This window comes from Krasilnikoviella flava (genome assembly GCF_900167525.1).
GTDB lineage: Bacteria > Actinomycetota > Actinomycetes > Actinomycetales > Cellulomonadaceae > Isoptericola > Isoptericola flavus.
In genome coordinates, this window is sequence record NZ_FUZQ01000001.1 from 978,202 (window position 1) to 993,689 (window position 15,488).

Sequence of the window (15,488 nt, forward strand, 5' to 3'; positions counted from 1 at the left end):
CCGCCGATCGGAGCGTAAGAACAGGTCCGCCCGGGACACTACGTCGTGTGAGCACCCCCGACGACGCCGCCGAGCGGCGCGAACGACTGTCCGCGCTGTGGAGCGCGCACGCCGTCCGCGTCCAGGCGTACCTGTGGCGGCGCACCGACCCGGACACGGCGCAGGACGTGCTGTCGGAGACCTTCCTGGTGGCGTGGCGCCGCCTCGACGACGTCCCCGACCCCGCTCTGCCGTGGCTGCTCGTCGTGGCCCGCAACCTCGTGCGCAACGCGCACCGTGCCGCCCGGCGGCGGCGAACGCTCGACGACGAGCTCGCCGCCCTCGAAGCCTCCGCGCCGCTGCCGGAGGCCGCCCCCGAGGCGCTCGCCGTCGAGCGCGACGCCCTGCTGCGCGGCCTCGCCCGCCTCGGCGAGCGCGAGCGGGAGGCGATCCTCCTGGTCGCGTGGGACGGCCTCACGCCGGCCGACGCCGCCGACGTCGCCGGCTGCAGCACCGCCACGTTCCACGTGCGCCTGCACCGCGCCCGGCGGCGGCTGGCCGCGCTCGCCGACAACCCCGCCGACCGGCCCGGCGCCCCGCGCTCCCCCGCGCCCTCGAGGAGGACGGCATGAGCACCGCAGACCGCCGCGCAGACGTGGACGAGCGGCTCGCCCGACTCGCCCCCACCACCTCCCCCGACCCGGAGCGGCTCGACGCCGCCCGCGCCGCCCTCGACCGCGCGCTCGACGGCACCGACGACGGGACGGGCCCGACCCGTAGCCGGTGGGTCGGTGGCGCGCACGTGCTGGACCTCGACGCCGCGCGACCCGGCCTCGACGACGGCGCCCCGCACCCGGCGCTCGACGACGCGGTCGTCGTCCCGCTGCGCCGCGGCCGCACCGCTCGCGAGCGCCGCCGGCAGCGCGTGCAGCTCGGCGCCGCCGCTGCCGGCGTCGTCGGCGTCGTGGCCGTCGGGCTGGTGCTGGCGCCGAGCCCCGCGGCAGGACCTGCCTCCACGACCGAGGCCTCGTGCGCCGCGAGCCTCACGGCGTCGGCGGTCCCCGAAGAGTTCGACCTCGACCCGGCCTGGAGCCTGCTCGCCCAGGAGCACATCGACGGTACCGACCTGACGCTGCTCCGGTCGCCCGCCACGGGTATGACTGGCTTCTGCTCGGACGCGACGGATGCCGGGGGCTCGACCTCGACGAGCACCCTGTGGACCGATGCCGCGCCCGCGCCGTTGCACGGGGAGGTCTCGCTCGGGGGAACGGTGCACGACGAGTGGTACGTCGCCTGGGGACCCGTCGGGCCGGGGGCCCGTGCGGTCCGGCTCCAGGTGGAGCCGGACGACGACGACCGTTCAGACAGTTCCACGCGCATCGTCGACGCCGTCCTGGACGGCGACGGCTGGTCGGTGTTCCTGCCCGGCGACGAGGTGCCGCCCGACGCTCGCGTCTCGCTCGTCTGGACGGCCTACGGCACCGAGCGGTCCCTGGCGCTGGACAGCGCCTGGCTCGAGGACGGAGAGTCCGCCACCGCGCTCACCGAGCAGCGTCGGCGGGCGTGCACCGACGACTCGGACGTTCCCGGGCTGCGGCCGTTGATCGAGAAGCGGTACGACGACCTCGGGCTCACCGCCATGATGAACGACCGGCGCGAGGTGGTCGTGTGCATCCAGGACGCGCAACCGCCCTACGACTCCTGGAACACGACGAGCGGCCCGGCCGACTCCGCGCCGGCGCGCGACGTGGCGGCGGCATACGTCGGCGGCTCGACGGACCGCGCCCGGATGCTGACGGGCTTCGCGGGCGACGACGTCGCGAGCGTCGAGCTGGAGACAGAGGACGGCACCGTGATCCCGGCCGAGCTGGCCGACGGGTACTGGGTCGCCTGGAGCACCACCGTGGGCGAGGCCGCCTGGGACGAGGCACGACTGGTCTGGTACCTCGAGGACGGCTCGCGCCACGAGGGGCCCGAGTCCTCCTGACCGCCCCCGGCGGGACGCGCATCTTTCACCCGGTAATGCCGCAGTAACGGCGCCTTCCTAGCGTGCAGGGACCTTGCCCCTGTCCCTGAGGAGTGCTCCGATGCACCTGCCCCGACGAACCCGGCGCCGACACGCCGTGTGGGCGGCGGCCTCGCTCACCGCGGTCGCCCTGCTCGCCAGCCCGCTGTCCGCCACCGCCGACCCGGACCCGACGGCCGGCGACAGCCCGAAGGTCGACACGGCGCTCGCCAGCGCCGTCAAGGGTGGCAAGGACGCCACCTTCTTCGTCGTCCTGAAGGACCAGGCCGACCTCGCCGCGCCCCGCGCGAAGAAGTCCCACGCCGCGCGGGCCAAGGCCACCTACACCGAGCTGAAGAGCCACGCGGAGACGAGCCAGCGCTCGCTCACGGCGTTCCTCGACGCGCAGAAGGTCGGGCACCAGGACTACTGGATCGCCAACACCGTCCAGGTCACCGGCGACGCCGACCTGGTCGCGCAGCTGGCGGAGCGCTCCGACGTCGCCACCATCGTCAAGGAACGGACGTACCAGCTCGACAGCACCGTGAGCGCCGTCGGCGTGGCGGACACCACCGAGGCCGACGGGGCACCCGAGTGGGGGGTCGCGGACATCAACGCGGACGACGTGTGGACGAGCTACGAGGACCGCGGCGAGGGCATCGTCATCGCCAACGTCGACTCGGGCGTGCAGTACGACCACCCGGACCTCGTCGGCAGCTACCGCGGCAACAACGGCGACGGCACGTTCACGAACGACTACAACTTCTACGACGCGACGGGCACCTGCACCGACGGCGCCCCGTGCGACAACAACGGCCACGGCACCCACACGATGGGCACGATGGTCGCCGAGAACGGCATCGGCGTGGCGCCGAACGCGACGTGGATCGCCGCGAAGGGCTGCGAGGCCCGCGAATGCTCGGAAGAGTCGCTGCTCAAGGCGGGGCAGTGGATCCTGGCTCCCACCGACGCGAACGGCGAGAACCCCCGCCCGGAGCTGGCGCCGAACATCGTGAACAACTCGTGGGGCGGCGGCTACACCACCTTCTACGCGGACACGATCGCGGCGTGGGACGCGGCGGGCATCTTCGCGACGTTCTCGGCCGGCAACTCCGGCGACGGCGTCACCTGCTCGACGGCGGAGGCGCCCGGCGCGCAGGCGTCCGTCTACGGCGTCGGCGCGTACGACGCGACCGGCACGATCGCCGGCTTCTCCGGGTTCGGGCCCTCGCTGATCGACGGGTCCGCCGTGCCGAGCATCACGGCGCCGGGCGTCGACGTCCGCTCGACCTGGCCCGGCTCGGAGTACAACACGATCTCGGGCACCTCGATGGCGGCGCCGCACGTCGCCGGCTCCGTGGCGCTCCTGTGGTCGGCGGCGCCGTCGCTCATCGGTGACATCGCCGGCACGCGCGAGGCGCTCGCCGCCGGAGCCCGCGACGTCGACGACACGCACTGCGGCGGCACCGTCGACGCGAACAACGTGTGGGGCGAGGGCAAGCTCGACATCCTCGCGTCGGTCGACCAGGCCCCGCACACCGCGGCGACGGTCACCGGCACGGTCACGGACGAGACGACGGGCGCGGCGCTGCCGAACGTCGTCGTCACGGTGACGAACGCGACCACCGGCACCCGCACGGTCACCACCGGCTCGAGGGGCACCTACCGGATCGCGCTGCTGCCGGGCACGTACGACTTCGCGTTCAGCGGTTACGGGTACGGCACCGCGACGGTCGCCGACGTCGAGCTCGCCGACGGCCAGGAGCTGACGCAGGACGTCACGCTCGCCGCCACCGCCGCGCACCCGGTCACCGGCTCCGTCCTGGACGTCGCCGGCGCCCCGCTGGCCGGGGCCACCGTCGAGGTCACGGGCACGCCGGTCGAGGCGGTCACCACCGCCACCGACGGCTCGTTCACCCTGCCGGCGGTCGCCGAGGGCGACTACACGCTGACGGTCTCGCCCGCCGAGCCCGTCCTGTGCAACGGGGTCTCGCGCAGCGACCTGACGGTGGACGGCGTCGAGACCCGCACGGTCCGGCTCCCGGCACGCACGGACGCCTCCGGCACCAGCTGCGTGCCTGCGGCGTACTCGTGGGTCAAGGGCACCGACACTGTGGCCCTCAGCGGCGACGAGGACGCGGCGACGATCGCGCTGCCGTTCTGGGTCAGCCTGTACGGCGTCGACTACTCCAGCGCGTCGGTCACGACGAACGGCCTGATCAACGTGCTCGGGCCCCGGCTGGGCGACTACGAGAACACCGCCCTTCCGGAGGCCGGTGCGCCCAACGGCATCGTCGCCCCGTTCTGGGACGACCTGACCCTGGACAAGAGGTCCAGCGTGCAGACGGCCACGAAGGGCAAGGCCGGCAAGCGCACGTTCGCCGTCGTCTGGAACAAGGCCAAGCTCGCCTCCGACGGGAGCCGCGTCACCTTCGAGGTCCTCTTCGACGAGGCCACGGGCGACGTCACCTTCCAGTACCAGTCCGTGCCCGACGGCGGCGCCTCGGCGACCGTCGGCCTCGAGAACCAGGCCGGCTCGGACGCCCTCCAGTACTCGTTCGACCAGCCCGTCCTCGCGGCCGGCTCGGCGATCCGCTTCGCGCAGGGAGACTGACCATGCGACTCACCGACCACCGGCGAGCCACCCGGCTCGCCTCCACCCTCCTCGCGGCCGGGCTCGTCCTGTCCGCGGCGCCGCAGGCGCTCGCCGCCGACGGCGACGACGCCATGACCCTCACCGCCGACCAGGCGCAGGAGCTCGCCGACCGCATGGGCGCCGGGCTGTACGGCGACGCCGCGGACGACGGCACGTCGGACACCGAGGACGGGACGTCCGTCGACGCCGAGGCCGGCGCCGGGGCCGCCGAAGCCGGTGCGGAGGCCGCCCCCGAGGCGGACGTCGACCCGACGACCCCCGTGACGTTCACCGCCACGTCGTCGCTCGAGGGCGTGCGCGGCCTCGGCGTCACCCTCCCCGCGAAGGGGCAGCAGTACTTCACGCTGCACAGCCTGGGCAACGTCCAGCTCCACCAGCCGGACGGCAGCACGGTCTGGCAGCGCACCAACGCGTCGCTGTACGCGGACTGGGGCGTCAAGCCCGCGCGGGTGTGGGAGAAGACCATGTACCCGCCGAACGTGCTCATGGGCTACAACGCCGTGAGCCCGTTCTCGCCGGCCTCCGACGCGGGATACGACACCGCCGACCTGACCGGCGACGGGACCCCCGACCTGGTCTTCTCGGCGGCGGTCGGCATGAACCCGCCGGTCGGGGCCACCATCCCCGGCACGACGATGAAGGCCGGCACGCTGGTCACCGTGCTGGACGGCGCGACCGGTGCCACGGCATGGTCGTCGGTGTACTCGTACGCCTCGATGGTCGAGGTCGTCGACGGCACGCTGCTCGTCGCGAACGCGCCCCGGAACAACCAGTACGCCCCCGCGGCCGAGACGGCGACGCTGACCGGAATCCGCTTCACCGCCGCGGACGGCGTGCTCACGCCGTCGGAGACATGGACCTTCGACACGGCGCAGACGGCGGCCGCCACCTGGGGAGGGATCGCCGACCTGGGCGACGGGCGCGTCGCCGTCTCGTGGAACCAGCGCAAGACGGACGCGGCCGCCCCGCGGGGTCACACCCTCGTGCTGGGCGCCGCCGACGGGTCCGTGGCGTGGCAGGCGGACGGCGACCTCTACGGCCGCCAGCTGCACCTGGACGCCGCGCGCGGCCGGCTGGTCGCCCTCGAGCAGCCCGACACCTCCGACGCCGTGTCGTACTCGGTCGTGTCGTACGACCTCGCCACGGGCGAGCGCACCGTGCTCGGCACGCGGGTCAACGCGCTGGCGACGGCGATGACCGTGGGTGACGCCGCGGCCGGCGGCGGGACCGAGTACGTGGTCAGCGAGTCCACGCTCGACGCGAACCGCTACGTCAACGCCGCCACGATCCGGGTGCTGAGCGGCAAGGACGGCACCACCGTCCGCTGGACGTCGACGACCAAGCGCGACGCCGACAACCACGGCGACGCCCCGAGCGTCTGGACCCTCGACGTCGCGGGCGGCCTGCTGGTCGCGTCGGCCCAGGACGACGCCGGTATATCGACGGCCGACAACCCGGGCGGGCTGCGCTACGGCGCGCTCACCGCGTACACGAGCGCCGGCAAGACGACGTGGCGCCGGGACGGCGTCGCCGCGTCGCCCATGTTCCAGCAGGTCTACCGGTCGGGCGGCACGGACTACGTCCGGGTGGTCGACCAGGGGCAGAACGTCCGCACCTACACGGTGGCCAGGGGCAAGGAGAAGGGCCTCACGCCGCTGCAGGGCGACCTCAGCTTCGCCCAGGCGGCGGACCTCGACGGCGACGGGAAGGACGACGTCGTCGCCGGCGGCAGCTCGCACGGCGTGTGGGCCTGGACCGGGCGCTCCCTGGTCACGGGCACGCCGAAGGAGCTGTGGCGCGCGACCGTCCCCGGTGAGGTGCACGACGTCGAGACCGGTGACGTGAACGGCGACGGCAAGCCCGAGGTGATCGTCGCGGCGGACACCGCGACGGTCGTCCTCGACGGGGCCACCGGCACCGTCCTCACGACCATCGACGGTGGCGGGCAGTACATCCGTTCCGTCACCGTGGCCGACGTGAACGGCGACGGCAAGGACGAGGTCGTCGTCCCGACCGACGCGCTGCGCGCGTACGACGCTCGCGGCCGGGAGGTGTGGGCCTACGCGGCGCCCGCGGCCGCCGGCGACGTGGTCTTCTCCGACGCGGTCACCGGCGACGGCCAGGTGTACGCCCAGTACGCGAGCGCCGGCGCGCTCAGCCTCCCGGACGCCGTGGAGAACGGCGTCGCCCTGGACGGGAGGACCGGTGCCGAGAACTGGACCGCCGACCCCGTCGCGCCGGCCGGCGCCGCCGATGGCAAGCTGCACGGCGCGCTGCTGCGCAACGCCGTGTTCGCGTCGCCGAACATCCCGTACGCCGACGGTCACGCCGTCGCCTACACCTGGATCGCGAGCATCGCGCCGAACACGGCCGACGAGTCGGCCGTCGCCACCCCGAGGGTCGTCGTCGAGATCCGCGACGGGCGGACGGGCGAGCTGCTGCTCCAGCAGCCGACCGGCGGCCCGTGGTCGCACGACAACTTCTTCATCGACGGCCCGGGCGACCCGCTGTACGCGCTCAGCTTCGGCACCTTCCGGGGCTTCGGCGCCGACGGCGCCGACACCTCCAGCTCGGTGATCCAGCCGCTGCGCGGCGTGCAGTTCATCACCGGACCGGGGGGTCGCCGGCTGCTGGCCGGCGGGACCGAGGGCGGCGTCGGCGCCTGGGACCCGTCGGTGCTGACCACCGGCTGGGCGTTCCAGTACGGCGTCGGCAGCGGTTCCTCCCTCGGCGGGCGGAACTACCTCGCCGTCGACCTGGACGGGGACGGCGCGGAGGAGATGATCTCGCTCGGCTTCGACCACCACGGGTACGACCGCATGGCCCAGGAGCTGGGCAGCCGGGTGCTGTCGCTGGACGACGACACCCACCAGATGACCACGTTCAAGCTCTCCTGAGGCGCCACTGAACCGGACCCCTCGACCCACTCCCCGGGTCGGGGGGTCCTTCGTCGTCCCTCGATTACAGTTCGACCCCATGACCGCACCCCTGCTGCGGCTGCATCTCCTCGGCGGGTTCCGGGTGACCCGCGACGGCGGTCCCGAGCTCCCCGAGCGCTGGCCGCGTCCCAGCGCCCGCACGCTCGTGAAGCTGCTCGCCGTCGCGGGCGACCACCGGCTGCACCGCGAGCAGGCGACGGACGTCTGCTGGCCCGACGCCGATCCCTCCGCCGCGGTCGGCAGCCTGCGGGTGGCGCTGCACGCCGCCCGCCACGCCCTCGAACCGGAGCTCCCGTCGCGGGCGGCGTCGTCGTACCTCGTGTCGGACGGCGCCATGCTGCAGCTCGACCCGGCGACCGTGTGGATCGACGCCGACCACGCCGAGGCCGCCGCACGGGAAGCGCTCGCCTCGGGCGCACGGTCCGACCTCGCCGCCGCCCTCGGCCTGTTCACGGGCGAGCTCCTGCCCGAGGACCGCTTCGCCGCCTGGGCGCAGTCCCGCCGGGAGCGGACGGGCGCCCTGCGCGACCGCGTGCGGCTCGCGCTCGCGGCGGCCCATCTCGCGGCGGGCGACGTCGCGGACGCCGTCGCCACGGCCGAGGACGTGCTCGCCGACAGCCCCGCGGAGGAGCTCGCGCACCGCGTCCTCATCGAGGCGTTCCTCCGCCAGGGCCTGCGGCGGCGTGCCGTGTACCAGTACCACGCGTGCCGCGAGGCGCTCGACACCGAGCTCGGCGTCCGGCCCGGCCACGAGACCGAACGCCTGCATCAGCTCGCGCTGGACGTCTCCTCGGGCAGCACGCCCACCGGGGCCGCCCTCCCGGCACCGCTGCGCATCCCGGCGGCCACGCCGCTGCGCGGCCGGGACGCCGAGCTGGGGCGGCTCCTCGGCGGCATCGGGTCGGACGGCGGCCCGCCGGTGCACCTGCTCACCGGCGAGGCGGGCATCGGCAAGACGCGGCTGGTCGCGGAGGTCGCGTGGCGGGCCGCGGCCGACGGCGCCGCGGTGCTGTGGGGCGGCGGGCACGATGCCGAGGGCCACACCCCGTACGGCGCGTTCGCCGAGGCCCTCGACGGCTGGCTGGCGGAGCAGGACGCCGACTCCCGGGCGCGCGTCGGCGCGGAGCACCCCGACCTGGTCGCGTTCCTGCCCTCGCTCGGGCGGGCGGACACCCACGGACGCAGCCCCGAGGAGGAGCGGGACCGGCTCTTCCGTGCCACGGCCGCGCTGCTCGGGGACCTCGCCGCGGCCCGCCCCGTCGTCCTCGTGCTCGACGACCTGCATGCGGCCGACGCCGGGTCGTTCCAGCTGCTCGGCCACCTGGCGCGCCGTACCGCCCGCGCCGGCGTACCGCTCCGGTTCCTCGTGACGCTGCGACCGGAGGAGCTGCCCGAGGGGGACCCCCGCCGGGTCGGGCTGACGTCGCTGGAGCGCGGCGGGCTCGCCGTCCGCGAGGAGGTGGAACGCCTCGACCGCGACGCCTGTCTCGCCGTCGCGGCGGACGCCGCCGGGGACGCCGCCGGCGCCGACCGGCTCCGGCGGGTCTGGGAGCTCTCCCTCGGCAACCCGCTGTTCGCCGCCGAGCTCGCCCGCGGCCTCGGCGACGCCCCCGCCGACGCCGGGAGCCCCGACGAGCCCGGTCGTCCCGACGTCCTGCGCGGCGGCGACGTCGCGCCTCACGGCGTGCGCCAGCTCGTCGCGGAGCGCCTGGGGCGGCTCGACGACGACACGCGCCGCGTCATCGAGGCGCTCTCGGCCGCCGGCGGGGAAGCCCCGCTGACCGAGCTGCTCGACGTCGCCGCGACCGGCCTGAACCCGCCGCTCGCGGGGGCGGAAGCCGCCGACGCCGTCGAGCGCGCGCTCGCGGCGTCGCTCGTCGAGGAACGCACCGTCGTGGTCGACGGACGCGCCGAGACGGGGCTGGCCTTCCGGCACCCGCTGGTGCGCCTCACCTGCTACGACCGGCTGAGCGGCGTCCGCCGCGGCCGGCTGCATGTCGCATTCGCGCAGACCGTGCTGCGCCGCCGGCCCGAGGCCGTGGACGTGCTTGCCTCCCACTTCGCCCGCACCGACGACCCGCGCGCCGCGGAGTACCTGCGCCGGGCCGCCGAGCGCGCCGCCGCCCTGTACGCCAACGACTCCGCCGACCAGTACTACCGCGACCTCGTCGCCCGGCTCGACGTGGACGCGGCGCGGGCCAGGCTCGACCACGGCCAGGTGCTGCGCCGCATGGGCCAGTTCGAGGAGGCGGCCGCCGTGCTGCGGCCTGCGCTCGGCGAGTTCGTCCGCCGGGGGGACCACGAACACGCCGTGCTCGCCGCCGCCCGCCTCGCCGAGATGCTGGTACGCACCGGTGACCCCGGCCGCGGCGCCGAGCTGCTGCGCGCACACCCGCCCGACGACAGCACGTCGCCAGAGCAGGCCGCCGCCCACCACGTGGCCTGGTCCGCGCTGCTCAGAATGCAGGGTCGGCACGACGACGGGCTCGCGGCCGCGGACCGAGCCCTGGCCGAGGCGGGCCGCGTGGGCGGGGCGACGGGGCAGGGCCTTGTCGCCCGCGCGCACGCGCTGCGCGCGACCCACTTCGGGATGGCGGGCCGCATCGGCGAGGCGGCCGCGGCGGCGGCCGCCGCGCTCCCCCACGCCGAGGCCTACGGGGACCCGACCCTGCTGGGCAGCATCCTGTCGACCCAGCGCGAGAACGCCCGGCGCGGCGGGCGGCTGCGGGAAGCGGTCGGCATCGGCCGCCGCGCGCTCGACCTCGTCGCGCAGTCCGGCGACCCTGTCCTGACGGCGTTCGAGCGCGCCAACCTCGCCGAGATCCACCTGCTGCTGGGCGAGGTCGACGAGGCCCGCGGACTGGCGCAGGAGGCGGCGGCCGGCGCGGAGGGCGAGGCGACCTGGGTCCTGCCCTACGCCCTCGCCGCGCTCGGGCGGGTGCAGACCGCGACCGGCGAGGTCGAGGACGCCGAGCACCTGCTCCACCGCGCCGTCGAGTCCGCAGCCCGGCTCGCCGACCGACAGGCCCAGCAGGAGGCGAGCATCGCGCTGGCCGAGGCCGTCCTGCGCGCCGGCCGGCCCGCGGACGCGCTGCGCGCGCTGGAGGACGCCGGTGCCGGCGCACCGGCCCTGACCGCCTGGTGCGCGCTGGGCGCCGGCGACCCCGGGCGCGCGCTCGAGGTCTCTGCGGCCGGGGTCGCGCGCGCCCGTGCGGCCGGGGAGCGCCTCGCGGAGGTCGACGCGCAGGTCGCGCACGCGGCCGCCCTGCACGGCACGGGCGAACCGGCGCGCGGCGACGCGGTGCTCGACGAGGCGGGCGACCTCGCCCGGGACCTCCCCTACCCGGCCGGCGTCACCGCGGTGGCGGAGGCCCGCACCCGCTGGGGACGTTCCGCGTAGCGCTACCCTGCCCGGATGCCTGACCACGCCCCGGGCCCCGGCTCGCTCTCCGACCGCCAGCGCGACGTGCTGACCTCGTGGTTCCCGGACCTGGCCGTGGACGCGGACATGAGCTGGGGGCTGGTCGAGACGACGGTGCTGAAGGTCGCGTCGGGCGGCCGGACGTTCGTCGTCAAGGCCGGGGGCGCACGCGACCACCACATCGCGCGGGAGGTGCGGGCGCACCGGGAGTGGACGGCGCCGTGGCTCGCGGGCGCGCCCGCCGCCGGGCCCGACGAGGACCGGGTCGGGCGCCTCGTGCACGCGGACGTCGACGCCCGGGTGCTGGTCACGACCTACCAGCCGGGCCGCCTGGTGCAGGACGACCCCGCGGCGGCGGACCCGGCCACGTACGAGCAGGCCGGCCGCCTGCTCGCCGCCCTGCACGCGCAGCTCGCCGTCGAGGACGCCGGGCACGAGGCCCGCGCCGACGCGAACGCGGAACGACGCCTGGCGCAGGAGCACCGCATCGCCGCCGGTGACGTCGAGCGGCTGCGCGCCCTGATCCGCTCCTGGCCCGCGCCGCCGGCCGTGCTCGTCCCGACGCACGGCGACTGGCAGGGGCGCAACTGGCTCGTGGACGACGCCGGCACGGTGCGCGTGATCGACCTGGGTCGCGCCGAGCTGCGGCCGGCCATGAGCGACCTCGACCGGCTCGCCGCGCGGGAGTTCCGCCGGTACCCGGGGACGGAGGAGGCGTTCCTCGCCGGGTACGGGCACGACCCGCGCGAGCGGAGGCCTGGTTCCGCTCCCGGGTGCGCGAGGCGATCGGCACCGCGGTGTGGGCGTACCAGGTGGGCGACGAGGCGTTCGAGGCGGAAGGACACCGCCGAGTCGCGGAGGTGCTGGCCGACGCCCGCGGATAGCTCACCGCGGGGCGGCGAGGTGCTCCTCCCACGGCAGCAGCGTCACGGGGTGCGGCGGGTGGTCGGACGCCCGCAGCGTCAGGTCGACGACTGCCGCGCGCACCCGGGCCCACTCGGCGTCCCCGCCGGACGAGCCCGGCCCGCCCGACGGGCCCTGCTCGGTCTCGAGGATCTGCTGCAGCACCAGCACCGCCCGCGCCTGGTCGACGCGGTGCGCGGTCCCGGCTCGGGTGGCGGCCCGCACCACCTGGGCGGCGAGGGCCTCGCCCCGCGAGCCCGGCGCCAGGGGCGCCGAGCTCGCCAGCCGCAGCGGCAGCGGGGCCGCGCGCAGCGACCAGCGCGCGCCGGAGGCGTCGTGCGCCACGATGCGCGTCGGGCCCCGCAGCAGCGACGCCACCAGCAGCGCGACGGCGACCAGCACCGCGAGCGCCGTCACCGTCCAGGCCCAGCCGACAGCCCGCGAGCCCTCGGGGTCCACGAGCACGAGCACGGCGGCCCACACCCCCCACGTGCTCATGCAGCCGAGCGCCACGAGGGCGAAGATCACGGCCGCTGAGGCGTCCCCGGGACGCCGACGTCGAGTGCTCATACCTCTGAGTTGCCGGCAGCGTCCCGATCGCTACCTCCGACCCGCGACCCGCCGTCTACGCTCGCACCGTGACACGCCCCGCGAGCCGGCCGTGACCGGCTCGGGCCGCCGTCCGGCGAAGGCCTTGCTGCCGCCCCTGTGGGTCCCTGCGCTGCTGCTCGTCGTGATCCTGCCGCTCACGGGCGCACTGCCCGCGGACGAGGCACGATCCCTCGCCGCGCTGACCGCCCCGGTGCTCGGGTTCGTCGTGCTGCTCACCGTGGTCGCGGAGCTCTGCGCCGGCGCGGGACTGTTCGACGCCGTCGCGGACGGCGCCGCCCGGCTCGCGCGCGGGCGAGCGGTGGCGCTGTGGTTCCTCGTCGCCGCCGTCGCGACGGCGTGCACCGTGGTGCTGTCCCTCGACACGACCGCGGTGCTGCTCACCCCAGCCGTCGTGGCGGTCGCGCGCCGCGTGGGCCGCGACCCGCTCCCCCTGGCGCTCACCGTGCTCGCGCTCGCCAACACGGCGTCGCTCCTGCTGCCCGTCTCCAACCTCACCAACCTCATGGCGGCGCCCTCGTTCGACGGCGGCTATCTCGGCGTGATGGCCGCGCCCGCCGCCGCGGTGGTCGTCGTCGTGGTCGCCGCGCTCGCCGTCCTGCACGCGCCGGCGTTGCGCGGCGCGTACGCCGTGCCGGAGCGCCGCCGGGCCGCCGACCCGGTGCTCCTGCGGGTGGCGGCGGTCGTCGTGGTCCTCATGGGCGCCGGCTTCGCCGCCGGGCTCCCGGTGCTGCTCGTGGCCCTGGCCGCCGTCGTCGCCCTCGGCACGGCGACGGCGTGGCGCCGCGCGCCGCTGCTCGTCCCGGTGCGGGAGATGGTGCCGTGGCGCACGGTCGTGGTGACCGCGGGCCTGTTCGCCGTCGTCGGGACCTGGCACGCGCACGGGCTCACCGACGTCCTCGCCCCGCTCGTGGGCACGGGCGACGACGCCGGCAGCCTCGCCCAGGTGGCGGCCGTGGGTGCCGCGTCGGCGAACGCGGTCAACAACCTGCCCGCCTACCTGGCGCTCGCCCCGACCGTGGCAGGCGACGACACGCGCCTGGCGGCGCTGCTCGTCGGCGTCGACGCCGGGCCGCTGGTCACGCCCTGGGCGTCGCTCGCCACGCTGCTGTGGCTGCAGCAGTACCGCCGCCACACGTTCTCCGCGCCGGGCGGCCTGGTGCGCCGGGCCGTCGTGCAGGGCGTCGTGGTCGCCCCGCTCGCGGTCGGCGCCGGCATCCTCGCGCTCGTGGTCGGAGGCTGACGCCCGGCCTCATGGCCGCCAGGTCCGGAGCACGTCGACCAGCAGCTCCTTCTCTGCCGCCTGCACCCGCGCGCGCAGGGCGGGGACGTCGTCGTCCGGGAGCACCGGGACCTGGACCTGGGCGAGGACGGGTCCCTCGTCGTAGTCCGCGGTCACGACGTGCGCCGTCGCTCCTGACGCCGTCCGGCCCGCCGCCAGGACCGCGGCATGGACGTGGTCCCCGAACATGCCGACGCCGCCGAACTCCGGCAGCAGGGCGGGATGGGTGTTGACGACCCGGCCGTCGTACCTGGCGAGGACCCGCGGGCCGAGCCTCTTCATGTACCCGGCGAGGACCACGACGTCGACGTCAGCGACGACGAGCGCGTCCAGGATCGCGGCGTCGAGGGCTCCCGGGTCGGGATGTGTCGCGCCGCTCAGGTGGGCCGTGGGGACGCCGTGGCGTCGCGCGACGTCGAAGATCCCCGACCGGCTGTTGTTGCCGACCACCGCGCGCACGTCGACGGCGCCGGACGCGAGGACGTGCGCGGCCGTGCTGCCCGCGCCGGAACCCAGCAGGGCGATGCGCAGCGGGCCGGGGGCACGAGGGGGCTGCGCTGCGGTCACGACGTGAGCCTGCCAGACCCGGGCACCGTCAGGCCGTGGCCCACACCCCCAGCTCGTTCCCGCTCGGGTCGAGGAAGTGGAAGCGGCGGCCGCCGGGGAACTCGTACGGCCCGTCGACGACGCGCCCGCCCGCTGCGGTGACCGCGTCGCGCGTCGCGTCGAGGTCGTCCGAGTACAGCAGGACGAACGGGCCGCCGCGGGAGATGTCGGAGGCCTCGGCGAGGCGCAGGCCGCCCGCCTCGGCAGGCGCCTGCTCCGCCGCCGTGCGGATGCCCGCGTACGCGGGGCCGTACGGGACGAACTCCCAGCCGAAGGCCGCGGCGTAGAACTCCTGCGCCGCCGCGAGGTCGGTCACCGGCAGCTCGAGGTAGTCGATGGTGTGGTGGACGCCGTGCGCGTGCTCGCTCATCCCGGCAGCATCCCGCGGCCCTCCGACAGCCTCCTGACCAGCGGGGCCGGTAGGCTCGCCCGATGCTCAAGAACCTGCGGCGAGCGCTCGCCGGCACGTACTGGCGGCTCAGCCGCTGGTCCCTCCGGAGCGAGCCCGTCCCGCCGCAGGCGGGCGTGCTGGTCGGCGCACCGCACACGTCCAACTGGGACTTCGTGCTCATGCTCGCCATCTCGTGGCAGCTCGGCCTGGACGTGCGGTGGCTCGGCAAGCACACCCTGTTCTCCGGCTGGCGCGGCCCGATCATGCGCGCCCTCGGCGGCATCCCCGTCGACCGGCGCGACCCCAGCCGCGTGGTCGAGGACGTCCTCGCGCACGTCCGCGCCGGCGAGGTGTTCCACCTCGTCGTCACGCCCGAGGGCACGCGCTCGGGCGACGGGTGGAAGTCGGGGTTCTACCGCATCGCCCGGGCCGCGGACCTGCCCGTGACGCTCGGGTACGTGGACCGCACCACCATGACCACCGGGCTCGGGCCGACGGTCCACCTCACCGGCGACGTGCGCGCCGACATGGACGTCATCCGCGCGTTCTACGCCGACAAGGCGGGCCTGCGACCCGCCCTGCGCACCGAGCCGCGCCTGCGCGACGAGGACCGGCCGGCCTGACCCGCCGCTAGGCTCGCCGTCGTGCCGGAGACCACGCCCCCCACCACCGCACTGCCCGACGGGGTCGCGCTGCG

10 protein-coding genes are annotated in these 15,488 nt (G+C 75.8%); 7 read left to right on the plus strand and 3 right to left on the minus strand.

The window, feature by feature from the left end:
• The first annotated feature begins 47 nt into the window (after positions 1 to 47).
• The 5 genes from B5Y66_RS04320 to B5Y66_RS04340 all read left to right on the plus strand — a co-directional run bounded on the left by B5Y66_RS04320 (position 48) and on the right by B5Y66_RS04340 (position 10,979).
• Complete coding sequence (locus tag B5Y66_RS04320) at positions 48 to 611, plus strand: RNA polymerase sigma factor (RefSeq protein WP_079571378.1); 564 nt, start codon at positions 48 to 50, stop codon at positions 609 to 611.
• Positions 608 to 1,966, plus strand: coding sequence for a hypothetical protein (locus B5Y66_RS04325; RefSeq protein WP_079571381.1), 1,359 nt, complete (start codon positions 608 to 610; stop codon positions 1,964 to 1,966). Before B5Y66_RS04320 ends, B5Y66_RS04325 begins: the two co-directional genes overlap by 4 nt.
• Before the next feature lie 100 nt (positions 1,967 to 2,066).
• A complete protein-coding gene (locus B5Y66_RS04330; RefSeq protein WP_079571384.1) occupies positions 2,067 to 4,598 on the plus strand; it encodes a S8 family serine peptidase in 2,532 nt (843 codons plus the stop codon).
• A gap of 2 nt (positions 4,599 to 4,600) precedes the next feature.
• Entirely contained in the window at positions 4,601 to 7,537 is a 2,937-nt protein-coding gene (locus B5Y66_RS04335) for an FG-GAP repeat domain-containing protein (protein ID WP_079571386.1), read from the plus strand.
• Between the two features lie 79 nt (positions 7,538 to 7,616).
• The gene (locus B5Y66_RS04340) at positions 7,617 to 10,979 is read left to right on the plus strand and encodes an ATP-binding protein (protein WP_079571389.1); all 3,363 of its coding nucleotides are present in this window, start codon (positions 7,617 to 7,619) and stop codon (positions 10,977 to 10,979) included.
• 906 nt (positions 10,980 to 11,885) lie between these two features.
• On the opposite strand, the gene B5Y66_RS04350 is transcribed toward B5Y66_RS04340, so the two are convergent.
• Positions 11,886 to 12,473, minus strand: coding sequence for a hypothetical protein (locus tag B5Y66_RS04350; protein WP_176168738.1), 588 nt, complete (start codon positions 12,471 to 12,473; stop codon positions 11,886 to 11,888).
• Positions 12,474 to 12,564: 91 nt separating this feature from the next.
• Between B5Y66_RS04350 and B5Y66_RS04355 the strand changes: the two genes are divergently transcribed.
• Complete coding sequence (locus B5Y66_RS04355; RefSeq protein ID WP_245806910.1) at positions 12,565 to 13,755, plus strand: SLC13 family permease; 1,191 nt, start codon at positions 12,565 to 12,567, stop codon at positions 13,753 to 13,755.
• 9 nt (positions 13,756 to 13,764) lie between these two features.
• On the opposite strand, the gene B5Y66_RS04360 is transcribed toward B5Y66_RS04355, so the two are convergent.
• Both B5Y66_RS04360 and B5Y66_RS04365 read right to left on the minus strand, forming a co-directional pair.
• Positions 13,765 to 14,361 carry a formyltransferase family protein gene (locus B5Y66_RS04360; RefSeq protein WP_217700712.1) on the minus strand — a complete coding sequence of 199 codons (597 nt, stop codon included), beginning with the start codon at positions 14,359 to 14,361 and terminating at the stop codon, positions 13,765 to 13,767.
• Positions 14,362 to 14,389: 28 nt separating this feature from the next.
• A complete protein-coding gene (locus B5Y66_RS04365) occupies positions 14,390 to 14,770 on the minus strand; it encodes a VOC family protein (protein WP_079571395.1) in 381 nt (126 codons plus the stop codon).
• Between the two features lie 62 nt (positions 14,771 to 14,832).
• On the opposite strand from B5Y66_RS04365, the gene B5Y66_RS04370 reads away from it, so the two are divergent.
• The gene (locus B5Y66_RS04370; RefSeq protein WP_176168773.1) at positions 14,833 to 15,414 is read left to right on the plus strand and encodes a 1-acyl-sn-glycerol-3-phosphate acyltransferase; all 582 of its coding nucleotides are present in this window, start codon (positions 14,833 to 14,835) and stop codon (positions 15,412 to 15,414) included.
• Positions 15,415 to 15,488: the final 74 nt, after the last annotated feature.